Source organism: bacterium, assembly GCA_035419245.1.
GTDB lineage: Bacteria > Zhuqueibacterota > Zhuqueibacteria > Residuimicrobiales > Residuimicrobiaceae > JAKPUX01.
Genome location: DAOLSP010000006.1, coordinates 28,348 through 52,612, shown reverse-complemented (window position 1 = coordinate 52,612; position 24,265 = coordinate 28,348). Strand labels below are relative to the sequence as shown.

Here is a 24,265-nt window from a genome sequence, read left to right as displayed (position 1 = left end):
AGAACTCCCTGATAGAAATAGGCTGTAGGGATGGGTTCCTACTATCAACTTGATATTATGTGAGATAGCTGTTGCTGCCAGAAGCTGCAGGCCATTCCCCTGGGGGCAAAATAAATAATAAAAACGCTTTTTTTGCTTGATTTTTAAAAGCTAATAAGCTATCTTATGGATAGAAATGGAGTAATTTGGTTAATTACTGCTAATTTTTGGAAATTTTTGGAGATTTTCCCCTTTCATTTGGGGTAGATAAAACCATGGCCGAACTCTCCGGATCCTATACCATCACCCTCGATGCCAACCGGCGCCTGGCGCTTCCGGCGAAGTTGTACTATTCGCAGGAAGATGGGTTGCGGGACCGGATCAAGATCACCCGAGGGATCGGCAAGTGCCTCACCGGTTATTACCGGGATGAATGGAAAGCGTTGGTCTCCTCCTTAAATAAATTAAATGTGGATGAAAAATCCAAGCAAATTATGAAACGCCATATCATCGGTGCCGCGTCGGATTGTGAGCTCGACAAGCAGCGCCGGCTGATTCTGCCGGAGAACCTGGTGGCCTATGCCGAGCTGCCCGAGGATGGTGAGGTGCTGGTGGTGGGGTGTGGCGAAGTCTTTGAAATCTGGAACCCGGCGCTCTACAAGGAAGATGCCCTGGCGAGCGAGGAGACCATTCAGGATATTTTCAGCCGGATTTCACTCAGCGCATCCGGCTCATCTTCCCCGAGTTGAACTGATCATCGGGGAGGCGTAATGGAAGGATTTCACCAGTCCGTGCTCGTCCGGGAGGTTCTCGAGCTGCTCCAGGCCCGGCAAGCAAAGCTGGTGTATGATGTAACGGCCGGCGACGGCGGTCATCTGCAGGCGTTCTTGCAGACCATGCCGTCTGCAGGACGGGTTGTGGGCATCGACAGAGATCCTGAGGCCTTGCGGAGGCTGCGGCAGCGGCTGGCCAGTTATACAGATCGATTTCAGGTTGTGCGCGGGAATTTTCGCGATCTTGAGACCCTTCTGGCCGATTCCGATAGGGGCCATGTAGATGCTATTCTCGCCGACCTGGGTATTTCCACCCTACAAATTACTGATCCGGAGAAGGGATTTATGTTTTCCGCCGACGGGCCGCTATCCATGCAGATGGATCCGCAAAGCGGAATGAGCGCCGCCGAGGTCGTCAATGAATTCGATGCCGAGCGGCTTGGTGTCATCATCCGCACCCTGGGTGAGGAGCGCGCTTGGCGGCGTATTGCGCAGGCCATTGTCCGTGCGCGTAGCAAGTGCCGGATCGAACGCACCAGCCAGCTTGCCGCGATCGTGCGCTCCGTGGTCCCGGGCCCCTTTGCCGTCAAAAGCTGTGCCCGTGTGTTTCAAAGTCTGCGCATCTTTGTCAATGACGAGCTGAAGAATCTGGAGTTGTTTCTGCCTCAGGCGCTCACCGCCCTTCGGCCAGGTGGCCGCCTCGGCGTGATTTCGTTCCATTCACTGGAAGACCGGATCGTCAAGGAGTACTTTCGCCAGCAGGCCGATCCCTGTATTTGTCCGCCGAAACTGCCTGTATGCGTTTGTGGCGCGGTGCCGCAGCTTAGGGTCATCGGGAAGCTGGTCGTTCCGGCGGCGGCGGAAGTGGCCCTCAATCCGAGCGCGCGTTCCGCCAAATTACGCGTGGCCGAAAAACTGCAGCAGGCCTGAAACGATGCGACCCAACTCGACCCGATATCGCCCTCCTGCCCGCAAGAGTCAATACCAGCGCAACCGCGAGCGGGTGTTCGTGATTCTCGGCATAATCGCACTGCTGGTGTTTCTAAAGGTGTGGCAAAAGGTCGATGTTGATCATCAGCTGCGGCGCAACGGGGCGCTGCAGCAGCAGCTCCTCACGCTCCAGGGAGAAAATGCCCTGCTCGAAGTGCGTATCGATGAGCTGCGTTCGATGCAGCGGATGGATGATCTGGCCCGGAGCGATCTCAAGCTGGTTCCGGTGCCCACGCTCAAGCTGAAAGAGAAAAATATTCTCGATAAACTCATTGATATACTGGATGATTGGCAGCGCGAACCCGACCACGCGGGGCGCGCAGGGAAGAAAAGCGCTGACAAGCCATGAACTACACCTACAACCGCACCCAGCAGCAACGCCAGGATCAATCACGGCTGCAGCTGTACTACAGATTGATCTATGTCTTCATTTTGGTCCTGATCCTGCGCCTGCTTTACATCGAAATCTTTATGCGGGAGAAATTCGAATTGCTCGCTGAGAAGCAGTATCTACAAGAGGTCCGGCTCGATCCGGTGCGCGGCGGCATCTTCGATCGCCGCATGCGGCCGCTCGCGATCAATGTTCCTTCGGTTTCGATTGGCGCCTATCCGCTCCGCATCTCCAATACGGGCGCCACCGCGCGCAAGTTGAGCCGCGTCCTCGGCATCTCCAGCTCGACTCTGCAGGCCAAACTGCGCAAGGATCGCACCTTCGGCTATCTGGTACGGCGCGCGTCGCGGCAAACCGGTCTTGAGGTCGAGGCGCTCGGACTCGAGGGCATCAGCATCATCAAGGAGTACGCACGCCAATATCCTCTGGGCGAAGTGGGCAGCCAGATTCTTGGTTTCATGGATGCCGATGGTCACGGGATCAGCGGCGTTGAAAAACGCTACGAGTCGGTGCTCTATGGGGTGCCAGGCTATGCCGTCAAGCAAAAGACCGCCGTCGGCAATCAGTTCACCTTCTATCATCCTGATTATCCGATGCAGGAGGCTGAGCCGGGCGGCCATATCGTCCTGACCATCGACGCCTCCTACCAGGGCATCGCACATCGCGAGCTGCGCCGGACGCTGCAGGAGACCAGCGCCGACAGCGGCGTCGCCATCATCATGGATCCCAAGACCGCCGAGATCCTGGCCATGGCCTCGGAGCCCGGCTTCAATCCCAATGCCTACGGCAAGTATTCCCCCTCCTCGTACCGTCTGCGCGCGATCACCGATCAATTCGAGGCAGGATCGACGTTCAAGCTGGTGACGATGGCCGGGCTACTCAATGAGGGGATCTACTCCCCGAACGACAAGATCTTTTGCGAGAATGGGGAATGGACGGTTATGGGGGAGACGATCCATGACGTGCATCCCTATGGCATGCTGACCATGCACGACATCATTGCTAAGTCCAGTAATATAGGCATGGCTAAATCGATTCGGGACAAGGACAAAAGCCTGGTCTACCGCTATGCGCGCGACTTCGGGTTCGGCGCCAGGACGGGAGTCGGGTTGGACGGTGAGGCCAGCGGGCAGCTGCGCGACATGGCGCAGTGGTCGGGTTTCACCCCCTACGCCATGGCGTTCGGCCATGAGATCGCGGTGACCCCCCTCCAGATGGCGAATATGTTTTGCACGATCGCCAACGGTGGCACCCTGCTCACCCCCTATATCGTGCGCGAGGTCCAGGACGCTGAGGGGCATATTCGGGAGCGGAACCTTCCGAAAGCGATCCGCCGGGTGATTTCAACGGAGACGGCGGAGATGCTCAAGGCGATGATGGCGGATGTGGTGAAGGAAGGCACGGCCAAAAAGGCGCAGCTCGAGGGGCTGACGGTGTGCGGGAAGACCGGGACGGCGCGCATGGTGCGCAGCGGCGGCGGCGGGTACATCAAGGGGCAGTATATTGCCAACTTTGGCGGTTTTTTCCCGAAAGATCAGCCGGAAGTGGTGATCTACGTGATGATCGATAATCCCAAGGGGAGCTATCTGGGAGGAGATGTTGCGGCGCCCTGCTTCAGAAGGATAGCCCAGCAGATCCTGTATCAGCGCGGGGTTGATGTGGAGGCGGAGGAGGGTGAAGAGTTGGATCTGAAATTTGTCAAGCAAGATCGCAGGATTGTGCCGAGTTTTATCGGGTTCAATCGGGCCGCAGCGGTGCAGATGGCCGGCGATCTCAACCTCGAGCTGGATATCACCGGCCGTCAGGGCGTGGTGGTCGAGCAGACCCCCAAAGCCGGAGCGGAGATTTTGATCCCCGCGACGATTCGCCTGGTTTGCCGGGACGATTCTGGTGAGGAGGCTAGGCATCTGGTGCCGCGTGTGACCGGTTTGCCGATTCGCAATGCCCTGAATGTTCTTGCCGCCGAGGGCATTACCGCAGTAGTCAGCGGCAGCGGCAAGGTAATCTCGCAACAGCCGCCCCCCGGCCGCCATGCCAAGCCCGGCGATCAGGTGCTGCTGGTCTGCGAATCCTCCATCGACTTGAGAAAACTGTTAATCTTCTGAGTAGAACGTGGCTTATGCGGATTTGACATTGGCCAATATCGTGCACTGGAGCGGCGGCAACTGGACCGGCGATCCGGCCCTGCTGTCGCGCTGCCTTGGCGGCGTCTCCACCGACTCGCGCACGGCCCATCCGGACGAGCTTTTCATCGCCCTGACCGGCGAACAGTTCGACGGTCATAACTTTGTCCGCCCCTTCCTCGAGTCCGGCGGCGCGGCTGCCATGGTCTCGGAGAACTGGTACGCCAGCCAGCATCCTCTACCGGCTATGACACGCCTCATCGTTGTTCCCGATACCCTGAAAGGTCTCCAGTCCGCTGCGCGCGCCTACCGGAAAACCTTTCAGATCAAGGTTGTGGCAGTCACCGGCAGCGTGGGCAAAACCACCACCAAGGAGGCCATCCATGCCGTGCTGGCGCAAAAGTACGGCGTGCTCCGCAACGCTCATTCTTTCAACAACCATATCGGCGTCCCCCTGACGCTTTTGTCCTTGCGCGACGATCACCAGATTCTCGTGGCCGAGCTGGGGACCAACCATTTCGGCGAACTTGATCTTCTCAGCGGGCTGGTCCAGCCGGACATGGCCCTGGTCACCGCCATTGGCTTCGCCCATCTTGAATTTTTCAAGGATCTGGCCGGGGTTACCCGTGCGAAATTTGAAATCTTTAACCACTGCCGGCCCGAGGGTCTCGCACTTTTCAATGCGGATGATCCCATCCTTCGGAACCAGATCTATCCGCTGGCCCGGACCTACTCCTATGGATTCGATCATCCCGCCGATCTCCGCGCCGAGATCCTCGGTTGCGATGCGGAGGCGCACTACACGCTGCGTCTGCTGGGCCGGGAGGTGAAGTTGCCGCTGAGCGGGCGCCACAATGCCGGCAATGCCCTGGCGGCAGCGGCGGTAGGGGTCCAGTTCGATCTGACAGCCGGGGAGATCGCCGCCGGATTGTCTACGCTCACGGCTGTGGACAAACGAATGGTCCTTCTCCGCAAGGGCGGGGTGGTATTGATCAACGATACCTACAACGCCAATCCCGGCAGCTGCGCCGCGGCGCTTCACACTCTGGCCGATCTGGCCCTCGGCGGCAAGGGACGGCGCTTCGCAGTGCTCGGCGATATGCTGGAACTCGGCAGCTATTCCACCGGCGAGCACCGCAAGCTGGCCGATCTGGCCGCCCAGCTGCATATCGAAAGCATCTGGCTGTATGGACGTGAAACCCTCGCGACTCTGGAACGGGCCGACGAACTCGGCCTGGCGGCGCGCCACTTTAGCTCCAAGCAGGAACTCGAGCAGGAGCTGATCGGTTCTATCCACCCCGATGATGTCCTGCTCTTCAAAGGCTCGCGCGGCATGCAAATGGAGACCCTGGTGGATGGGATTATGCGTCATTTGGATGCTCAATCTAACTAGCGGATAGAGTCATGCTTTACTACTTGCTTGAGCCCCTTAAAGACGATTTCATCCTCTTCAATCTATTCCGTTATATCTCCTTCCGCGCGGCCAGCGCCGTGCTCCTGGCTCTGCTGTTGAGCCTGCTCATTGGGCCGGTTTTGATCCGCAAGTTGCGGGAGATGCAGATCGGCGAAGAGGTCCGCGTAGACGGGCCACAGACCCATCTCAGCAAGCGTGGAACGCCGAGCATGGGTGGCATCCTGATTCTGGTCAGCACCCTGCTGCCCACGCTCCTTCTGGCCAAGGTGGGCGAGACCTGCGTCTGGGTGGTGATGATCGTGACCCTCTGGCTGGGCATGCTGGGCCTGCTGGATGATTATCTCAAGATTGTCAAAAAGATGCCCAAGGGCTTGATCGGCCGCTACAAACTGGTGGGGCAGATCACCATCGGTCTATTCGTCGGCCTGGTGGTCTATTTTCTTCCGACTGTGGCGAGCGAACGCTCCTCGACCACGATCCCCTTTCTCAAGGATTTCGAACTCGAGTTCGGCTTTTTTTACATTTTCATCGTCGCATTCGTCATCACGGCAATGTCCAACGGTTCCAATTTGACAGATGGACTGGATGGATTGCTGATCGGCCTTATCGCCATCGCGGCGACCGCTTTCGGTCTGATCGCCTATGTCACCGGCCGTGTCGATTTCAGTGACTATCTCAACATCATTTATCTACCCGAGGCCGGCGAACTGGCGGTTTTTTGCGCCGCGCTCTTCGGCGCCGCTCTCGGATTTCTCTGGTACAATGCCTACCCCGCGCAGGTTTTCATGGGCGATACGGGCGCTCTGGCACTGGGCGGCGCGATTGGTGCGGTAGCGGTACTGGTTAAAAAGGAGCTCCTCCTCCTTTTGATCTGCGCTATCTTTGTGATCGAGAGCCTTTCGGTGATCCTCCAGGTCGGCCATTATAAGCGAACCGGCCGGAGGATCTTCCGAATGGCTCCGATCCACCACCATTTCGAACTGAGTGGTTGGGCGGAACCCAAGGTGGTCATCCGCTTCTGGATTGTGGGTATTATTTTGGCGCTTTTAACTCTGACAACCTTCAAAATACGATGACGGCAACGCATAAAAAAATGGATTGGGCCCGCACGGATTTCGCCCTGCTTACGTGCATCCTGGTTCTGGTCATCCTTGGTGCAGCAGCGATCTACTCGGCCAGCTCGTACCGTTCGGAAATTCGTTACGGCGACAGCGCCTATTTTTTCACCAAACAGCTGGTCCGCGCCATCATCGGCCTGACGCTGATGGTTATCATCGCTCGGCGCGATTACCGCGAATGGCTGCACTATGCCTGGCCATTCTTCTGGATTTCACTCGCGCTGCTGATCATACTCCTGTTGCGGGTGCCGTTCATCACTCCACGTAACGGTGCGCGGAGCTGGATCAACCTCTATTTCTTCAGTTTCCAGCCTTCGGACTTTGCACGCTATGCCCTGATTATGGTGCTGGCGCTGAAGCTGCACGAATGGCGCGAGCACCTGGATGATCTAGCAATCTATGCCCAACTCTTTGTGCTGGCCTTACTGATTGTCGGACCCATCGCTATGGAGCATGACATGGGGACGGCTGCACTGACGATGCTCGTAGTCTTCACGGTTTTTTTCATTGCCGAAGTCCGCGTCAGCTATTTGGCCGCCACCGCCATGTCCGCCCTGAGTCTGGCGTTGATCTATGCCAGTTTTAACAAGTATATGCTGATACGGATCACGGACCATCTGCGTGCGATCGGCGGCGAGATGCACCCCCACCTCAAACAGTCGATTATCGCTTTGGTGCAGGGCGGGATTTTCGGGGTGGGCATCGGCGGCAGCCGCCAGAAATATCTTTTTCTCCCGGAGGCTCACAACGACTTTATTTTTGCCATGATCGGTGAGGAATACGGGCTGATCGGCACGATCGGTGTGCTGCTGCTCTTCCTGGTGATCATTCACCGCGGCCTGATTATTGCTCAGCAGGCGCCCGATGCGACCGGACGCTATCTGGCCGGGGGCATCACCGCCTGCTATGCAAGCTATGCGCTCGTCAATGCGGCGGTGGTTATCGGGCTGCTTCCCACGACGGGCATTCCGATGCCCTTCCTGAGTTACGGTGGCACCTCGCTGGTGACCCATCTCTGCGCGCTTGGCCTGTTGCTCAACATTTCCGCTCAAGGCAGTCCGGCCTACGCCAAGAGTCCGGGCTGGCGCGAATACCGGCAGCGGGTTGAAGAGCGCGCCTTTCCGGAGAAGGCTCACCTCTTCTCCAGCCGGACCCGGGTCCGGCAAACCGTCTCTTTACGCCGGAGTGTTCGATGAACCGCACCGGAAAGCGGAAACCGGCCTACCTGTTCGCCGGCGGCGGGACGGGCGGCCATCTTTACCCGGCCATCGCCATCGCGTCGGAACTGCGCAAGCTGAATCCGCAGGCGGAGATCCATTTTGCGGGCACTGCGCGCGGTGTCGAATCGCGCATCGTACCGGAACTGGGATACCCACTGCACCGCATCCCCATCCGCGGCTTTGCCCGGCGTCGCTTCTGGATCAATCTGGCACTGCCTTTTTTGCTGATCTGGAGCCTGGTGCAGAGCGTCAGGGTGGTGCGGCGGGTGCAGCCCCGGGTGGTCGTCGGTACCGGCGGCTATGTCAGCGGCCCCATCCTGCTGGCGGCCCATCTGCTCGGGCGTCCGACGCTGATTCAGGAGCAGAACAGCTTTCCCGGCGTCACTACCCGGCTTCTGGCGCGCTGGGTGGACCAGGTGCACCTCGGTTTTGTGGAGGCGCGGCCTTATTTTGCGGGACGGAAGAATGTCTATGCGACCGGAAATCCGGTGCGCGATTTTCAGGTGTCGGTTACGCCGGCAGAGGCACGGCGTCATTTCGGCTTGAATCCGGACCGTCCGACGCTGCTGGTCTTCGGAGGCAGCCAGGGGGCCCGGGTGATCAACCAAGCGGTTATCGGTATGTTGTCCCGTCTGCTCTCAGAGTCGGAGATGCAGCTCATCTGGAGCAGCGGAAAATGGAATCAGGAAGCGGTACGGCAGGCACTTGTCGGGTGTGAGGATCGTGTGTGGATGACAGATTTCATCACCGAAATGCCCCTGGCCTACAGGGCGGCGGATGTGGTGATGAGCAGGGCAGGGGCGCTGACGTTGGCTGAGATCGCGGTGTGTGGACTGCCGTCCATCCTGATTCCATTTGCCGCTGCAGCCGGAAATCATCAGGAGGCCAACGCGCTTGCCCTGGCGCAACGCGGCGCGGCCGTGGTTATCCTGGAGCGCGATCTTGAGCACCATGATCTGGCGACAGAGATCATCGCCCTGTTCGCCGACCCCGAACGGCGTGAACAGATGGGACATATCGCACGGGAGGCGGCGTACGCCTCCGCCAGCGCCGACCTCGCTCGCGCTGTTCTGAACCTGGACTCCAAGAAGGGGGGGGCTGCATGACTCAACGCGTTCTGCAGTACAGCAAGGTTATGCTTTTTTTCAGTTTTGCCCTCGTGGCCGCGCTGTTCATCACCCAGCAGCTGCTTGAAGCCCACGACAGCGAAGAGCCGGTCCTGTCCATCGATCAAATGGCGACCCAGAATGCCCTGCAGTATGTGGATGGGGACGAGCTGCGCCAGAAACTGGAAGACAAGATCCGCCGTGCCGACGAGGAAAAGGAGATGCTGACGCTGGAGTCGCGCGAATGCAAGCTGTATCTGCAGGCGGGAGTAAAATCAGGCCGTCCGGTCGTCCTGCTGGCAGCCGGACGGATCCGGGGGGTGGACGGCAAGGGCAATATCCTCGCACTTCAGGAAGATGAGCCCATACCTAATCTGCCGGTCATAACCGGCCCCGGTCTGCGCTTTAATACCCACTCGCGGCAGCTGGACGGTTTCCTCTTTCATCAGGCGATGGCGTTTATCTCTGAGGTGAATGGCCGCAGCAGCCTGCTGGGCCAGAAACTTTCCGAGGTCCACTGCGACCCGGAACTCGGCTTGGTGGCCTATTTTTCACAAACCGGTATGCTGCCGGTACTGCTCGGGCAAGATGATCTGGCAGCGAAGGCGAGAAATCTCGATGTCTTCCTGAGCCAGCTCGGACCGTCCACCCTCATGGGCAACATCCGATGTCTGGACGCGCGCATGGCCAGCCAAATCGTCGTCAAAAAGAAATCATGACCGCGAATGCGAGATAAGGATAATCATATGGATGAAATCGATATCATTGCAGGGCTGGACATCGGCACCACCAAGATCGGCTGTTATATCGCCGAGGTCAATGAGGCCCAGGAGATCAAGATCATCGGCGTCGGTACTGCGCCCTCTGAAGGCCTGCGGTATGGTATTGTTGTGGATGCGGAGAAGACGGTCCATTCCATCCAGCAAGCCGTCGAGCGCGCCGAAGAGATGGCCGACGTCAAGGTGGATATGGTCTATGCCGGGATCGCCGGGGATCATATTCGCAGCATCAACGGCCGCGGTGTGGTCGCGATATCTGGAGAGGACAATGAGGTGAGCCAGGAGGATGTCCGCCGCGTCATCGAGGCGGCGCGCGCTGTCGCCCTACCCCTCGATCGCGAAGTGATCCACATTCTGCCGCAGGAATTCATTGTCGATGACCAGCGTGGCATCCGTGACCCGATCGGCATGATCGGCGTGCGTCTTGAGGCCGAGGTCCATATCGTCACCGGCGCGATCGCCTCGGCCCAGAACATCTACCGCTGCATCGAAAAGGCGGGTTATTCTACTGCTGACCTGGTGCTCGAGCCCCTGGCCTCCAGTTATTCGGTGCTGAGTGATGACGAAAAGGAACTCGGCGTGATCCTGGTCGATATCGGCGGCGGGACAAGTGATATCGCCCTCTTTTATGAGGGCTGCATCCGCCATACCGCCGTGGTCGCTCTCGGCGGCCGCAACGTCACCAACGATCTCGCCATCATGCTTCGCACACCGATCGAGTCGGCCGAACGACTCAAGATCGAGCACGGCCATGCCCTGCACAGCGAGGGCGACAAGGATATGGTAGTCGAGGTCCCCGGCATCCATGGAAGGCCGTCGCGCCGAATCTCCAAGGGCCTGCTGGTCGATATCATTCAGCCGCGCATGGTGGAGATCCTGACCATCATCTATGAAGAGATCAAAAAGTCGACCTATGTCAATCTGATGACGACGGGTCTGGTGCTGACGGGTGGGGCCTCGTTACTGCCCGGCACGATGGAACTGGCCGAGGAGATCTTTAACATGCCCGTCAAGATTGGCCATCCGGCGGGATTCACCGGTATGATTAACGAGGCCGGCACACCGCAAAGCGCCACAGGCGTGGGCCTGATCCAGTATGCCATCAAACACCGCGACGAGGAAGTGGAGCCGAAGAAAAAGAGCTTTACTTCGCTTTACGGAAAATTCAAGCAGCTGTTCGACCGCAAATTATAGCGCGACTTTACCCAGCCGAAATCTCAGGCGGGAAGTATCACCACCCTGGACCGAGGAGAAGGGATAGCTCCGGCGGCCAGGTCAACAAAGAGAGGGGTAACATATGGGACCCGAATCATCCACCAGACTAGGGATAGGTCTGACGGAAGATCTATTTAGCACAAGGGAGCCGGCTATGAATCTGACATTTGATTTCGATGATGTGAATCCCAACAGCGCGGTGCTCAAGGTGGTCGGTGTCGGCGGCGCAGGCGGCAACGCGGTGACGCGCATGATCTCCGAAGGGCTGAAGGGCGTAGGGTTTATCGCCATCAATACCGATGAACAGGCGCTGGAGTACTGCATGGCGCCCACCAAGATTCGCATCGGGACCAAGACCACGCAGGGTCTGGGTGCCGGAGCCGATCCCACGAAGGGCCAGCGTGCGATCGAAGAGGACCGCAATGCGGTTTATGATGCCCTGGCGGATGCCGATCTGGTCTTCGTCACCGCCGGCATGGGGGGCGGCACCGGTACCGGCGCTGCGCCCGTCGTTGCCCAGATCGCCCGCGATATCGGCGCCCTGACCGTGGGAATCGTCACGCGGCCTTTCATCTTCGAGGGACCGAAGCGGATGATGCGCGCCGATGAAGGCATCCTCGCCCTCAAGGAGTGCGTCGATACGCTCATCGTTGTTCCAAACCAGAGACTGATCTCCATCGTGCCGCCGGACACACCGCTCGACAAGGCCTTCCGCTATGCCGATGAGATTCTCTTCAACGCGACCAAGGGTATTTCGGATCTGATCACCGTGCCTGGGCTGGTCAATCTGGACTTTGCCGATGTGCGTGCAGTCATGAGCGAAGCCGGGGATGCCTTGATGGGTTCGGGTGTCGGCCGCGGCGAAAACAAGGCCAAGATCGCCGCCGAGCAGGCCATTCACAGCCCGCTGCTGGAAGACGTTTCCATCGCCGGTTCGCTCGGCTTGCTGGTCAACATCACCGGTGGTCCGAAGATGAGCCTGGCCGAGGTGAACGCCGCCACCACCATCATCTTCGAGGAAGCCGGTCCGCGCGCCAATATTATTTTTGGCGCGGTTATCGACAACAGCCTCGATGACGAGATGCGCATCACTGTCATTTCCACCGGGCTTTCGAGTGCGGTTCGCCGCCCGCGTGAGAGCGGCAACTGGACGAGCGTCAAGTTCGAACAGGGGGGACTCCTGGAGAAGGAAATCCCTGCCGTAACCCGCCTCGACGAGATCAATGAGCACGTCAGCAAAGAGGCGAGCCGCGACATTCTCAATCCATCTTGGCAGCAGCGCACGACCATCCCGGCGAACCGGCCCAAGCCGCCGCAGTCCGAACCGCATCCGCCGTCGCAAACGCCATCCAGCCGGCCGGAGCCCGCTTACACTTGGAAGGATGTCGAGCGGACCCTGCAGGATGTGCCCCTTGAATCCGGCAATGGCAACGGCCATGACGATAGTGAATTCGATATTCCGGCGTGCCGCCGCAACCGCTGGAAACTGCTGTGAACCGAGGCGTAGTGCAGCAGGTACGCCTTTAATGACCGGAGGCGGCTTGCATGGCTGATCAGGTCGGGGCATTCCGGGCGCATGCCCGGAAGCTGCTCAGCGCCGAGAGCCGCCGCCGTGAGAGTTTTCCCACCGGCCCCACTCCACTGGCGCTCGTCTATCCCAATAGTTATGCCACCGGGATGTCGAGTCTGGGCTTCCAGACCGTCTACCGGTTGTTCAACGAGCAGCCACTCCTCAAAGGCGAACGGGCCTTCCAGCTGGAAGGCCCGTTCGCTGCCTCTTTTCACACCCTGGAATCCCAGCGTCCGCTCAACCGGTTCCGCATCCTTGCCTTTTCGCTCTCCTACGAGTTGGATTATCCCCATGTGGTTGCACTGCTGAAACGGGCAGGGATTCCCCTGCTGGCGCAGCAGCGCTCCGAGCGCGATCCGATCGTTATGATGGGCGGCATCGCGGCGTTTTACAATCCATCGGTGCTCGCGCCGGTTGCAGATTGCTTTCTTGTCGGCGAGGCGGAGGGATTCATCCCCGAATTTGAAGGGACCTATCAAGAGCATCTCGATGCGGGGGGGCGCCGGGAACCGTTTCTCGAACGGCTGGCGCAGCTGGAGGGCGTGTGGGTGCCCGCCGTTCATGGGCTGGAACCGCCACCGGGCGCTGTCCGCCGTCGCTATCTTGATGTGCACACCCATCCCCCCGCCACCTCGGTTGTGGTCACGCCCTATATGCATCTGGAGATGTTCATGGTGGAGGTGGGACGCGGCTGCGGAAGAGGCTGCAGCTTTTGTGCTGCGGGGCATCTCTATCATCCCTTCCGAACCTGGCCGCTCGAGGCAGTTCTGCAGGAGGTCGAGCGCTATGCCCATCCGGGAGATCGCATCGGACTGGTCGGAGCCGCTCTCTCCGATTACCGTCCGCTCGATCGGCTGTGCGAAAGCCTGTTGGCACGCGGCCACAAGGTCAGCCTCTCCTCATTGAGAGCAGACCGGGTCTCTGAGGCTCTGCTACTGGCCCTGGACGCCAGTGACCTCCGCAGTGTCACCCTCGCTCCCGAGGCGGGCAGCGAAAGGCTGCGTCGCGCTATCCGTAAAGATCTGCAGGAGGAGGCGATCCTGCAAGCCGCCGCACGAATCGGTGCGTCACCGATCCGCCAGCTCAAACTCTATTACATGATCGGGTTGCCTTCCGAACAGCCCGAAGATCTTCGCGCTCTGATCGAACTCACCCGCAAGGTGGCAGCGCTTTTTTGCCGCAAGGAGAGCCAACGCGAGGTGCGCGTCAGCATCAATACCTTTGTGCCCAAACCCTGGACCCCATTCCAGTGGGCCGCGATGGCCAGCGAAAAGCAGATCAAGGAGAAGCGAAACCATTTGCTGGCCGAGTTGAACCGGATAGAGGGTGTGAGTGCGGGGCGCAAGAGTGCGCGTGAGGAACTCTTCCAGGCCCTCTTTGCAATCGGCAACCACGAGGTGGGGGAGGCTCTGGTGGCATCGATCGATCGTGGCGACGATTGGCGCGCGATCTATCCCCGCTTCGCGGAGTGGATCCACCGCGCCAAGCGGCGGGAGGAATCACTTCCCTGGGATTTTATCGACAACGGGCTGGAGAAGGATCGATTGTGGCAGGGCTGGCAGGCGGCACAATAAAAAAGCCGGATTGGGGATCCGGCTTTTTCATTCAGGTCGGTATTGCGCCTAAAGCGCCTTGGTGACCTTGTTGCCACGCAGACAGCGGGTGCAAACATAGGCTTGCCGGGTGGCACCCTTCTCGACGATACGCATCTTGCGGATGTTGGGCATCCAGCGCGTCTTGGTCAGATTGTGGGCGTGGCTGACATTATTGCCAACCTGGGGCCCTTTGCCGCAGATATCACATTTTTTCGACATCGTAAGCGCTCCTGCTCATGTATGAGTAGTAAAAAATATCGATTTTAGATGTTAAAATTAAAGAAATATTATTAAAAATGCAAGCAGAAAATCGAGCATGGATACCGCCGAAATATGCTCGCCGCCTGACGTCATTCCCGGTCCCACGTTCTGGCGGCAGACCAGGTGGCATGCGGGCTGCCTGATCCGGATTCAGTGGATCACTGCAAACTCTGTCACCAGCGTGTGGCTCGCGCCCGGGGCGAGGGTGCGCCCGTCTTGGCGTACATTGCCGGCCTCGATGCAGACCATGTATTGATATTCATCAGGACCCAGGTCGGCCATGCCGCGGCTGCGCTCGCTCCAGGGATTCCAGACCACCGTCGACCGGCTGCCCTCTTTCTTGACCACGATCTGTCTTTCCAGGAGGGGATCGTGGATCATACAGAGGCTGGCGGTATCGAGATAAATACGGTTGATCTCTTGGTCGACCTGGAGTTTGCCGCGTTGCAGGGTATACAAATCCTGCTGCAAGGTATCGATGTAAAAGGTATCGTCTAGTCCGGTGATGTGCACCTGGCCGGCTTTGCCGAGCCGGAAATAGGAATGCAGGGCTGAAGTCGTCGCCAGGGGTTCCGGTCCGGAGTTCACCATGGTCAGAGCGATGCGCAGATGGCTGCCTACGTCGATATGGAGCAGAAGCCGGAAAGGCTGGGGCCAGAGCGCCAGGGTCTCGGGCGACTCGGTCAGCATCAGCTCGATACGGCTAGCGCCGGACGGGAGGGTGGCGCTGGAGGTCAAGCGCCAGGTCATCAGCCGGGCAAATCCGTGCATCGGTTTGGCCGGGTCCGCAGGATGCGGTCCGAACCAGGGCCAGCAGATCGGAACACCGCCGCGGATGGGCTGGCCTGCCGTAAAGTGACTTCTTTCGCTGAGGAAGAGTACCTCCTCTTCGCCGCGCGGCACCCAGGAGAGGACCTGGCCGCCATAGAGGCTGATCAGGGCTTTGGCCTGCCCATTGACGACCTCGAGCATCGGCAGGCCGCCTTTTCCGCTCAATGGACGTGTGGCGGGATCTTCGGAACTATTCATCAGCGCCTCTCCTGCTTCTTTCCTGTTGCTGCCAGCGACCCGAGGCCTCTTGAAGGCGCTGCCAAATTGCTTGGACATGGTCCAGTTCCGTCCCGCTTTGTCCAACGCAGAGCCGCAGGGTGAGTTTCCCCGCTAGTATAGCATGGGTGAGATAGGCCCGGCCGCTCTGGTTGATCTCGTCCATGATATATTGGTTGGCCTGATCGCCGCCTCGGTGGCGGAAGCAGACCAAATTGAGGGGCGGAGGCAGGGCGATCTCAAAACCGGGATCAGCGGCAACCCACTCGGCGAACTGCTGTGCCAGCGCCACATGCCGGCGGATATGGTACTGCAGCCCTTCGCGGCCGTAGTGACGCAGGACAAACCAGAGCTTGAGGCTGCGGAAGCGGCGGCCGAGAGCAACCTGCCAGTCGCGGTAATCGATGACTGCACCCGATTCGGTCGCCCGGTTGCGGAGATATTCCGGCAGAATGCTCAAGGCGCGAATGAGCGCGCCGCGGTCGCGGACATAGTTACAGTCGCAGTCGAAATTGGTAAACATCCACTTGTGAGGATTGAAGCAGTAGCTGTCGGCCCATTCCAACCCTGCCTGGATGAAGCGGAATTCCGGGCAGAGGGCGGCTGTCCCGGACATCGCCCCGTCGACATGGAACCACAGACCGTAGTCCGCCGCGATGCGGCCGATCTCGGGAAGGGGATCGAGACCGTTAGCGGCGGTGGTGCCGATGGTGGCGCTGACGAAGAAGGGCTTGCGGCCGGCCTGCAAATCGGTCCGGATAGCCTCCTCGAGCAAGGGTGTGCGCATGGCGCAGCGGTCATCGACTGGAATCAAGCGGAGGTTGGCGCGGCCGATGCCGGCGATTTTGATCGCCTTTTCAATCGAGGAGTGGGCTTCGACCGAAGTATAGGCCGTGAGCCGGCCGTCGCAGCCGATCTCGTTGCTGCGCTGCGCCGTCGCCTGCTCGCGCGCTGCCAGAATGGCACAAAGCGCTGCACCGGAGGCCGAATCCTGGATGACGCCCCCGCCAGTGCCAGATGATCGGAAACTGCGCGGCAAATCCAGGAGATCGGCCATCCAGTCGAGCATGTGGGTTTCCAGTTCGGTGCAAGCTGGGCTGGTCGCCCAAAGCATGCCCTGTACCCCGAGGCCGGCTGAAAGCAGCTCGCCGAGAATGGAAGGGCCTGAGGTGTTGGCAGGGAAGAAAGCGAAAAAATTGGGAGATTGCCAATGGGTGAGACCCGGCAGGATGATCTCCTCAAGATCGTGGAAAACCGCATCGAGGGGCTCACCCTGATCAGGGGGGGCCGTAGGCAGCTTGGCCCGGATACTGCCCGGCTCTGCCCGGGAGAGTACCGGCAGCTCAGCGACCCGCTGCTGATACCCGGCGATCCAGTCGATCATGCGGTAACCAAGGCGGCGAAACTCCTCCGGTGTCATGTGATAAGAGGGGTGATCGGCCATGAAAACCTCTGGATGGAATCGTGGTGACGGCTATTTGAGATAGCGCTCCGGCAAAGGATTACGGCTGCTTTCGAAATCATAGACCAGCTGGGCTATCCACCAGCGTTCCTCGTGCCGGACCAACTGCCAGCTGTTGATGCCGCGACTGATGACCGGGCCGGTCGACGATCCCTTGCGGATTTCGAAGGTGCTCCAGATCTGGGCGACATTGCCGAAGCGCTGGATGGTTGAGGCGATCTCCCGCTCGAAAAAACCCTGCGCCTTGTAATAATCGGAAACCCGTTGAATAAAGCTCTCCAGGGTCAGGTTTTCCCAGCGGCTTTTGCCTTCATAGTCGGCGGAGGAGAGGATGATGCGGGCGTTGCCAATCCAGAGATTGCGCATCCGGTCCCAATCCCGATCCCGGCCACGCGGCCCGGAGATGCACTCGTAGGCCGCGCGCACCACCGCATCCGGCGCCACGACATCAGCCTCCTTGGCCCGGGCTTGATCGTTCTTGTCCGCCAGAAGCGGACGCGGCGAGGCGGCCAGCAGCGGCAGCGCCAGTAATCCGGCTTTTATCCAAACCTTCATTTCAATCCCTCTTCCGGCATGGGGGAAACCCCCTCGTCAATCCTTCTTATTGCGGTTTTTGGTAGACGCGGACGTAGTCGACTACCATCTGCTGAGGAAAAATGGAATCGTCGATGCCCTGCGCACCACCCCAGCTGCCCCCGATAGCAATGTTAAGGATCAGGTAGAACGACTTGTCGAAGGGCCAGTACTCCCAGCCCTTGCCTTCGTTCGGTGTGGTGAAATAGAGGGTGGTATCGACCCAGGCCCTGATCTGGGTCGCATCCCACTCGAGGATATAGTCGTGGAATTTGGAAGCGACATCATAGACTTTAAGGGTGGCTGTCTTCTGGGTATTGATCTTGTGGTTGTACTTTAGTGAATGAATCGAGGCATGGATGATGCCCATGTCGTAACCTACGTGCTCCATGATATCGATCTCGCCGTTATCCGGCCAGCCGCCGCTGCCGTAGGTTGATACGGTCGGCATCATCCAGATGGCGGGCCAGGTGCCTCGTCCTGCCGGCAGCTTGGCGCGGATCTCGAAGCGGCCATAGGTCCAGTCCCCTTTGCCCCGGCTGACCAGCCGGGCTGAGGTGTAGGGATGCCCCTCAAAATTATCCTTGCGCGCTTCGATGATCAGCATGCCATTCTCGACGCGGCAGTTTTCCGGCCGGTCGCCATAGTAATACTGTTTTTCATCGTTGCCCCAGCCGCTGCCGCCGGTCTGATAGCCCCAACGCGTCGCGCTGGGAAGGCCGTTGGTGGTAAAATCATCCGACCAGACCAGTTGCCAGCCTTCCGGCTTGTCCACCGGCTTATTATCCGCAGAAACGGAATCCTTTTCGCACGCCCAGAGCCCGAAGACCATCAACAAGCCGATCAACCGGATACTCTTCATCTGTTACTCCTAGATTGTCATCCGAATCAAGCTAAGGAAATCTCCTCTTATTCGCAACCCCTAATTTTACACATCAAGCAGCTCCAGCAGCCGGGCGATGGTGCGCGGTGCCGATCCTTCGTAGTGGTTATTGATGTTGACATAGAGTTCCACGCCGGCGGCAAGGATATCCCGGATCATTTCGGCAATCCCCAGCAGTTCTTGCTCTTTCGACCATAACACCCGATCCCAGGAGCCCGCGGCCTCCTTTTCGATACCTTGGCGGTCAGCGCCCATCAAACGCAGCATCAGGGTGGGATGGCGCACGATCAGGGCCCGGTGTTTTTCGTAAACCTGGGTTACCGGTGGCATCCAGTAGCCTTGCAGCAGGACCGGATGGATCCCGGCGGCGAGGAGGAACTCAAAAAAGGTTGCATTCAGCCAGGTGCTGTTGCGGATTTCCAGGCCAAGCGGCGGCCCAGCGGGCAGTTGTGCGCGAAACTCCTGCACGCGCTGCTGAAATTGCTGCTGGGAGGCCATTTTCTGCCGGTTGAGATATTCGAATTGCAGGAAGAGCATGCCGATCTGCTCCCGCAGCGGTTCGAGACGTTCGTACAAATCGCGCATGACCGCAGCGGATAGGAAGAAGGGATTGGCAGCAACTGGGCCATCGCTCGCCCCTTGATAAGGATGGGTGAGGGAGACGCTGTTGGGCGCCTTGATCGTGAAAGTAAAGCTTTTTGGCACGGCGCGGGCGTAACTTTCGACATCGGTTGTTTTCGGAAGCTGCACCTTGCCGCCTTCAAAGAGGGACCAGAACCACTGATCGATCTCGACGGTAGTATACTTTTGGGCGTACTCCCGGAGATAGTCGATACCCGTGGGGGCCGAATAGACCAGGCCCGCCCACGAGGGATATTTCCAGCTGCAAGTGCCGATGTGAAGTTTTTCCATGGCACCTCCTAAAGAAGGGGATCTTTCGGCCGAAGAGGCTCCAGTCTTTCGAGCACCGCGGTGAAGGAGGCAGGAGGGGGGGCGGTGAACTCCAAAGGTATGCCGGCGGCAGTGGTGAAGGCGATCGCTTCGGCATGGAGCATCAGGCGCGGCCAGGCCGGCCCGGTCGGGGTGCCGCCATAGCGGGGGTCGCCGGCAATGGGGTGGCCGATGCTGTAAAAGTGGACGCGCAGCTGGTGCCGCCGCCCGGTATGGGGAAAGGCGCGGACCAGGCTGGAGCCGGAAAAACGTTTGAGAACGGCGTATTCGGTGAGGGAGGGCTTGCCCCGTTCTGGATCGATCCCCATCCTTCCAGAGCCATACTGCCGGATTGCGGCATCGATTTGCCCGCGGTCACTCATGATCCGACCCAGCGCGAGCAAAAGATAGCGTTTCTCCACCGTGCGGCCGGCAAAGCAGGCGTTGAGGAAGCGATGCGCCGCCGCGTGTCGGGCGAACAGAATCAATCCGCTCACCTCTTTGTCGAGACGGTGAACGATGAAGAGCTTCTGGCCCAGGGCAGTTTCCGCCAGGTGCAGCAGGCATGCCGCGTCCGGATTTCGTTCCGGGATGGAGGCCAGTCCCGTGGGTTTGTCGAAGACGGCAATGTCGTCATCGAGGTAGAGGGGATTCATCATGCGTTTCTGCTGGCTTCTGCCGCGTCCAGCCTGGGTGCGGCGCAAAACCAGCTGCTTTATCAACCTTGGGTGGCCCGCTCGAGACGCTTCATAACCGAAAAAATGAAGGCTGCAGAGAGCAGACAGCAGATCACCAGGATCGTCCAGAGGCTCCAGAGGGGCACCTTCATCCATAGAAAACCGATGACCGACAACAGATAGTTGCCCAGGGCGGTCGCGGCAAACCATCCGCCCTGCATGACCCCCTTGTATTTAGGAGGCGCCACCCGGGCCACGAACGAGATACCCATCGGGCTGAGGAAAAGTTCGGCGATGGTCAGGGTCAGGTAGGTGCTGATCAGCCAGTATGGGGAGACCAGCAGTGCCGAAGGGGCGACTTGCCCGCCGAGCTCCTTCGGGCTCGGAAGACCGAGTGAGCCGAGAACGAGGATGAAAAAGCCTGCGGCAGTAATCAGCATGCCGAAGCCGATCTTGCGCGGGGCAGAAGGCTCCTTGCCTTTGGCGTTGAGCCAGCTGAAGAGACCCACGACGACCGGCGTGAGCGCGACGATGAAAAAGGGATTGAAATGCTGGAATTTTTGCGGTGTGAAGGGATTGACTGCACCGTAGCTTTGGAAACGCAGGGCGGCGATGATCAGGAAGAGAAGGGTTGCAGCCGCCCCGCCGATGCGCTGTTTGATAGTGCTCGACCTGCGGATGGCATAGTAGAGTCCGAGCGCGGCGAAAAAGACCGGCAGCAGCCCGAAGAGGTCGAACCAGAGATTGGTGAAACGGCCGACGCTGGGTTGGGTGTAATCGCGGGCGAAATAGGTCATGGTGACGCCGTTCTGATGAAAGGACATCCAGAAAAAGATCACCACAAAATAAACCAGACCCAGGGCGATGAGGCGTTCGCGGGTTTGCTGCGGGGTGAGGGTCTCGACATGCGCCGGTTGCGCTTTTGTCGCCGTGCTCCCCACCATATAGTCAGCCTCCCGGTAATAGCGGCGGAAAATCCAGAAGATGAGCATCGAAATAATCAGGCTGATGCAGGCAATGCTAAAGGCGTAATGATAGGACTGGCTCAGCTGGTTGATATAGGATTGTGAAAAATTGCCAAGGGTTGAGAGGGTGACGCCGGGGTCCTGAGCCCGGGCAACAGCCAGGTAGGCGCTGGGATCCTTAAGTTCGCCGTTTAGAAACTGGTTGGCCAGGGCGGGAATATGAGCATCGTAATGGAAGGTTTTTTTGGCCAGAACCCAGTTGCTCACCATCTCGGCAGCGGTCGGTGCGAGCATGGCGCCGATATTGATCCCCATGTAAAAGATGCTGAAGGCGCGGTCGCGATTGGCCGCGTATTCGGGCGGTTCGTACATCTTGCCCACTAGGGCCTGGAGATTGCCCTTGAAAAGCCCGGTCCCCAGGGCAATGACCGCCAGGGCGCCAACCACCAAGCTGAACCCCTGATTCATCGGGGTCGGCGTGGCCAGCATCAGATACCCGATGAACATCACGATAAGGCCGATGCTGATGGTCTTGCTGAAACCGAGAAACCGGTCGGCGATGAAACCGCCTAGCAGCGGAAAAAAGTAGACAAAGAACATAAAGATGCCGTACACCTGGCTGGCCGCAGCTGCATTCATGCCATATTTGGCCTGTAAAAAGAGGATGAAGATGGCCACCATGGTGTAAAAGCCGAACCGTTCCCCCATGTTGGCAAAGAATGCGACCAGCAGACCCTTGGGGTGTCCTTTGAGCATGTCAAGATCCTTTCAGTTGTCTTTGGCGTTGGTCGTGAGCGCCTGCCATCCTGTGAACCACCCTTCAGAGCCGCCGACCGCCCTTACCGATTACCTGAAATTAAGCTCATTTTGGCAAAAAAGCTACTTATTTTTCACTGCAACCCCGGCCGGGGTGACGCGATTTCGGGTGCCAGGCGCTTCAGCCGCAGTGAATTGGTAAGGACCGAAACCGAGCTGAAGGACATGGCCAGGGCGGCCAGCATCGGATTGAGGAGTCCCAGCGCCGCCAGGGGGATGCCGAGGATATTGTAGAAAAAAGCCCAAAAGAGGTTTTGCCGGATCGTCCGCATGGTGCGCCGGGAGAGATCGATCGCTTCGACCACCCGGGTGAGATCGCCCTGTACCAGAGTGATGGCGGCCGATTCGATCGCGACATCTGTACCGCTGCCGATCGCGATCCCGACATCCGCCTGTGCCAGAGCTGGCGCGTCGTTAACGCCGTCACCGACCATGGCAACCACATGCCCAGCTTGCTGTTCGCTCTGGACTACCTCCGCCTTGGCATTGGGGCGGATCTCCGCCATAAAGCGGTCCACCCCTGCCTCCTCGGCGATCGCGGCCGCAGCAGCGGAATGGTCGCCGGTGAGCATCACCACCCGGATCGCTCGCTGCTGCAGGGCGCGGACAGCGGCGGCCGATTCCGGCCGGATGACATCGGCAACGGTGATAAGACCGGCGACTTGCCCATCGACTGCAACGAAGAGCAGGCTCTTGCCCGCCTCAGCCAACACCTGGGCCCGATCCCGCCAACTCCCGATCTCGGCCCCGCTCTGCTCCACATAGGCTTGATGACCGATCTGGATCAGCCGGCCCTCTACCCGTCCGAGCACCCCGGAACCGGTGGCGCTGGCGAACTCCTGGCAGGCAGGGAGGACAATCCCGCGCTGGCGGGCCTCCTCGGTCACGGCTGTGGCGTAGGGGTGCGCGGCGAGATTTTCCACAGCCGCCGCCATCCGCAACAACTCCCTCTCCGCCATGCCGGCCGTCTGGATCTCCGTGACCCGCGGTTGCCCGCGCGTGATGGTCCCAGTTTTATCGAGCAGAATGGTATCGATCCGGTGGGCGATCTCGAGACTTTCGCCGTTTTTAATGAGGATGCCGCGCCGTGCTCCGGCTCCCGTGCCCACGATGATCGCGGCCGGTGTCGCCAGGCCGAGGGCGCAGGGGCAGGCAATGATCAGCACCGCGACGAAGGGAAGCAGTGCCTCCCCGAAAGGTACGCGGCCGATGAAGAGCCAGCCAGCCAGGGTTAGCAGGGCGATGAGGGTGACGACCGGGACAAAAATGGCTGCAATCCGGTCGGCCAGCCGCTGGATCGGCGCCTTGGAACCCTGAGCCTGCTCCACCATGCGGATGATCTGGGCCAGCACCGAGGCGCTGCCTGCCGCCGTAACCGTAAATTCGAATGCGCCGGCGGTGTTGAATGTGCCCCCGGTCACCCGGTCCCCTGCCGCCTTGTCTACCGGCAGGCTCTCCCCGGTGATCATGGCCTCATCCACAGCGGAGGCGCCGAATTCGATGCGGCCATCGGCCGGAATCTTCTCTCCGGGACGGACCAGTACCCGGTCTCCAGCTTGCAAGACATGGATCGGGATCTCCTCGATCCGCTCTCCGCGCCGGACTCGGGCGGTTTTGGGCTGCAATTCGAGCAGCCGCCTGATGGCCGCCCCTGTTTGCTTTTTGGCACGATGTTCCAGCCACCGCCCGAGCAGGATGAGGGTGATAATCACCGCTGCCGAGTCAAAATAGACCTGCGCCGTGCGCTGCGTCTCCCCGAGCAGCTGCGGGAAGAGAACGGCGAGTGTGCTATAACCGTAGGCCGACCCGGTGCCGATGGCCACCAGACTGTTCATGTCCGCCGTGAAGTGGCGTAGGTTGCGCCAGAAAATCCGGAAGAACCGAGCGCCGGAAATGAACATCACCGGCGTGGTCAGCAGGAAGAGGATTTTTCCGGTTGTCTCCATGGAAAAGGGCCAAAGGAGGTGGAAAAAGGGGAGGGGCATCCCCATGCTGATGAGAAATACGGGGAGGGAGAAAATCAGCGCGGTTCGCAGGTCACGCCGCAAGCCCTCATCCGATTCATCCTTTGCGCCGGCTGCTGCGGGGGATTCTGTAGGCGCGGTGGCGGGCGCCGGCAGCGCCAGCTGATAGCCGGCCGCAGCCACGGCTTTGGCAATTGCCTCCAGACGCACGGCGGGATCGGTGACGGTAAAAGAGGCTTTCTCTGTGGCTAGGTTAACCGCTACATCGGTTAGGCCGGGGATCTTCTTCAGGCTCTTTTCGACGCGGGCCACACAACTGGCACAGGTCATCCCCGCTACGGGAAGGGACCAACTCGTACCACCCGGAGTCCTTGAATCGCCGGCTAAGCCGGGGGGACGGATTTCATCAGCCAT

At 59.4% G+C, this 24,265-nt stretch carries 21 protein-coding genes; 12 read left to right on the top strand and 9 right to left on the bottom strand.

Annotated elements, in window-relative coordinates; all coding sequences use genetic code 11:
• Positions 1–254 precede the first annotated feature (254 nt).
• The 12 genes from PLH32_09835 (at position 255) to PLH32_09780 (ending at position 14,252) form a co-directional block, all read left to right on the top strand.
• Positions 255–728, top strand: coding sequence for a hypothetical protein (locus PLH32_09835; GenBank protein HQJ64897.1), 474 nt, complete (start codon positions 255–257; stop codon positions 726–728).
• A gap of 21 nt (positions 729–749) precedes the next feature.
• Positions 750–1,682 carry a 16S rRNA (cytosine(1402)-N(4))-methyltransferase RsmH gene (gene rsmH, locus PLH32_09830; protein ID HQJ64896.1) on the top strand — a complete coding sequence of 311 codons (933 nt, stop codon included), beginning with the start codon at positions 750–752 and terminating at the stop codon, positions 1,680–1,682.
• A 4-nt stretch (positions 1,683–1,686) separates the two neighbouring features.
• Positions 1,687–2,091: a hypothetical protein gene (locus PLH32_09825; protein ID HQJ64895.1), complete on the top strand. Its 405-nt coding sequence runs from the start codon at positions 1,687–1,689 to the stop codon at positions 2,089–2,091.
• Positions 2,088–4,238: a penicillin-binding transpeptidase domain-containing protein gene (locus PLH32_09820; GenBank protein HQJ64894.1), complete on the top strand. Its 2,151-nt coding sequence runs from the start codon at positions 2,088–2,090 to the stop codon at positions 4,236–4,238. The genes PLH32_09825 and PLH32_09820 overlap by 4 nt, the downstream gene beginning before the upstream one ends.
• 7 nt (positions 4,239–4,245) lie before the next feature.
• Entirely contained in the window at positions 4,246–5,649 is a 1,404-nt protein-coding gene (murF, locus tag PLH32_09815) for a UDP-N-acetylmuramoyl-tripeptide--D-alanyl-D-alanine ligase (GenBank protein ID HQJ64893.1), read from the top strand.
• Between the two features lie 11 nt (positions 5,650–5,660).
• Positions 5,661–6,746 carry a phospho-N-acetylmuramoyl-pentapeptide-transferase gene (gene mraY / locus PLH32_09810; GenBank protein ID HQJ64892.1) on the top strand — a complete coding sequence of 362 codons (1,086 nt, stop codon included), beginning with the start codon at positions 5,661–5,663 and terminating at the stop codon, positions 6,744–6,746.
• A 17-nt stretch (positions 6,747–6,763) separates the two neighbouring features.
• The gene (locus tag PLH32_09805) at positions 6,764–7,984 is read left to right on the top strand and encodes a putative peptidoglycan glycosyltransferase FtsW (protein ID HQJ64891.1); all 1,221 of its coding nucleotides are present in this window, start codon (positions 6,764–6,766) and stop codon (positions 7,982–7,984) included.
• A complete protein-coding gene (gene murG, locus PLH32_09800; protein ID HQJ64890.1) occupies positions 7,981–9,114 on the top strand; it encodes an undecaprenyldiphospho-muramoylpentapeptide beta-N-acetylglucosaminyltransferase in 1,134 nt (377 codons plus the stop codon). Before PLH32_09805 ends, murG begins: the two co-directional genes overlap by 4 nt.
• Positions 9,111–9,833: a cell division protein FtsQ/DivIB gene (locus PLH32_09795; protein HQJ64889.1), complete on the top strand. Its 723-nt coding sequence runs from the start codon at positions 9,111–9,113 to the stop codon at positions 9,831–9,833. The genes murG and PLH32_09795 overlap by 4 nt, the downstream gene beginning before the upstream one ends.
• A 27-nt stretch (positions 9,834–9,860) precedes the next feature.
• A complete protein-coding gene (gene ftsA, locus PLH32_09790; GenBank protein ID HQJ64888.1) occupies positions 9,861–11,087 on the top strand; it encodes a cell division protein FtsA in 1,227 nt (408 codons plus the stop codon).
• A 175-nt stretch (positions 11,088–11,262) separates the two neighbouring features.
• Positions 11,263–12,603: a cell division protein FtsZ gene (gene ftsZ / locus PLH32_09785; protein HQJ64887.1), complete on the top strand. Its 1,341-nt coding sequence runs from the start codon at positions 11,263–11,265 to the stop codon at positions 12,601–12,603.
• Between the two features lie 50 nt (positions 12,604–12,653).
• Positions 12,654–14,252, top strand: coding sequence for a radical SAM protein (locus PLH32_09780; protein ID HQJ64886.1), 1,599 nt, complete (start codon positions 12,654–12,656; stop codon positions 14,250–14,252).
• 48 nt (positions 14,253–14,300) lie between these two features.
• Here PLH32_09780 and rpmB read toward each other — a convergent pair whose 3' ends face one another.
• The 9 genes from rpmB to PLH32_09735 all read right to left on the bottom strand — a co-directional run bounded on the left by rpmB (position 14,301) and on the right by PLH32_09735 (position 24,265).
• The gene (gene rpmB, locus PLH32_09775) at positions 14,301–14,492 is read right to left on the bottom strand and encodes a 50S ribosomal protein L28 (GenBank protein ID HQJ64885.1); all 192 of its coding nucleotides are present in this window, start codon (positions 14,490–14,492) and stop codon (positions 14,301–14,303) included.
• A gap of 192 nt (positions 14,493–14,684) precedes the next feature.
• The gene (locus PLH32_09770) at positions 14,685–15,563 is read right to left on the bottom strand and encodes a D-hexose-6-phosphate mutarotase (protein ID HQJ64884.1); all 879 of its coding nucleotides are present in this window, start codon (positions 15,561–15,563) and stop codon (positions 14,685–14,687) included.
• Complete coding sequence (locus PLH32_09765) at positions 15,556–17,025, bottom strand: pyridoxal-dependent decarboxylase (GenBank protein ID HQJ64883.1); 1,470 nt, start codon at positions 17,023–17,025, stop codon at positions 15,556–15,558. The genes PLH32_09770 and PLH32_09765 overlap by 8 nt, the downstream gene beginning before the upstream one ends.
• Positions 17,026–17,055: 30 nt before the next feature.
• Entirely contained in the window at positions 17,056–17,598 is a 543-nt protein-coding gene (locus PLH32_09760) for a hypothetical protein (GenBank protein HQJ64882.1), read from the bottom strand.
• A 46-nt stretch (positions 17,599–17,644) separates the two neighbouring features.
• Positions 17,645–18,478: a glycoside hydrolase family 16 protein gene (locus PLH32_09755; GenBank protein ID HQJ64881.1), complete on the bottom strand. Its 834-nt coding sequence runs from the start codon at positions 18,476–18,478 to the stop codon at positions 17,645–17,647.
• Positions 18,479–18,544: 66 nt separating this feature from the next.
• Positions 18,545–19,411, bottom strand: a complete 867-nt coding sequence (locus tag PLH32_09750) for a DUF72 domain-containing protein (GenBank protein ID HQJ64880.1) — start codon at positions 19,409–19,411, stop codon at positions 18,545–18,547.
• An 8-nt stretch (positions 19,412–19,419) separates the two neighbouring features.
• Positions 19,420–20,088, bottom strand: a complete 669-nt coding sequence (locus PLH32_09745) for an RluA family pseudouridine synthase (GenBank protein HQJ64879.1) — start codon at positions 20,086–20,088, stop codon at positions 19,420–19,422.
• 59 nt (positions 20,089–20,147) lie between these two features.
• Entirely contained in the window at positions 20,148–21,827 is a 1,680-nt protein-coding gene (locus tag PLH32_09740) for a peptide MFS transporter (GenBank protein HQJ64878.1), read from the bottom strand.
• A gap of 134 nt (positions 21,828–21,961) precedes the next feature.
• Positions 21,962–24,265, bottom strand: coding sequence for a heavy metal translocating P-type ATPase (locus PLH32_09735; protein HQJ64877.1), 2,304 nt, complete (start codon positions 24,263–24,265; stop codon positions 21,962–21,964).

Excerpts from the sequence above, each read along its gene's own strand:
- PLH32_09770 (HQJ64884.1), bottom strand. The coding sequence starts at position 15,563 with ATGAATAGTTCCGAAGATCCCGCCACACGTCCATTGAGCGGAAAAGGC.
- PLH32_09745 (HQJ64879.1), bottom strand. The coding sequence starts at position 20,088 with ATGATGAATCCCCTCTACCTCGATGACGACATTGCCGTCTTCGACAAA.
- murG (HQJ64890.1), top strand. The coding sequence starts at position 7,981 with ATGAACCGCACCGGAAAGCGGAAACCGGCCTACCTGTTCGCCGGCGGC.
- PLH32_09820 (HQJ64894.1), top strand. The coding sequence starts at position 2,088 with ATGAACTACACCTACAACCGCACCCAGCAGCAACGCCAGGATCAATCA.
- PLH32_09825 (HQJ64895.1), top strand. The coding sequence starts at position 1,687 with ATGCGACCCAACTCGACCCGATATCGCCCTCCTGCCCGCAAGAGTCAA.
- PLH32_09750 (HQJ64880.1), bottom strand. The coding sequence starts at position 19,411 with ATGGAAAAACTTCACATCGGCACTTGCAGCTGGAAATATCCCTCGTGG.
- PLH32_09740 (HQJ64878.1), bottom strand. The coding sequence starts at position 21,827 with ATGCTCAAAGGACACCCCAAGGGTCTGCTGGTCGCATTCTTTGCCAAC.
- rsmH (HQJ64896.1), top strand. The coding sequence starts at position 750 with ATGGAAGGATTTCACCAGTCCGTGCTCGTCCGGGAGGTTCTCGAGCTG.
- ftsA (HQJ64888.1), top strand. The coding sequence starts at position 9,861 with ATGGATGAAATCGATATCATTGCAGGGCTGGACATCGGCACCACCAAG.
- PLH32_09755 (HQJ64881.1), bottom strand. The coding sequence starts at position 18,478 with ATGAAGAGTATCCGGTTGATCGGCTTGTTGATGGTCTTCGGGCTCTGG.
- PLH32_09805 (HQJ64891.1), top strand. The coding sequence starts at position 6,764 with ATGGATTGGGCCCGCACGGATTTCGCCCTGCTTACGTGCATCCTGGTT.
- ftsZ (HQJ64887.1), top strand. The coding sequence starts at position 11,263 with ATGAATCTGACATTTGATTTCGATGATGTGAATCCCAACAGCGCGGTG.
- mraY (HQJ64892.1), top strand. The coding sequence starts at position 5,661 with ATGCTTTACTACTTGCTTGAGCCCCTTAAAGACGATTTCATCCTCTTC.
- PLH32_09735 (HQJ64877.1), bottom strand. The coding sequence starts at position 24,265 with ATGGCTGATGAAATCCGTCCCCCCGGCTTAGCCGGCGATTCAAGGACT.
- PLH32_09795 (HQJ64889.1), top strand. The coding sequence starts at position 9,111 with ATGACTCAACGCGTTCTGCAGTACAGCAAGGTTATGCTTTTTTTCAGT.
- PLH32_09835 (HQJ64897.1), top strand. The coding sequence starts at position 255 with ATGGCCGAACTCTCCGGATCCTATACCATCACCCTCGATGCCAACCGG.
- PLH32_09765 (HQJ64883.1), bottom strand. The coding sequence starts at position 17,025 with ATGGCCGATCACCCCTCTTATCACATGACACCGGAGGAGTTTCGCCGC.
- PLH32_09760 (HQJ64882.1), bottom strand. The coding sequence starts at position 17,598 with ATGAAGGTTTGGATAAAAGCCGGATTACTGGCGCTGCCGCTGCTGGCC.
- PLH32_09780 (HQJ64886.1), top strand. The coding sequence starts at position 12,654 with ATGGCTGATCAGGTCGGGGCATTCCGGGCGCATGCCCGGAAGCTGCTC.
- rpmB (HQJ64885.1), bottom strand. The coding sequence starts at position 14,492 with ATGTCGAAAAAATGTGATATCTGCGGCAAAGGGCCCCAGGTTGGCAAT.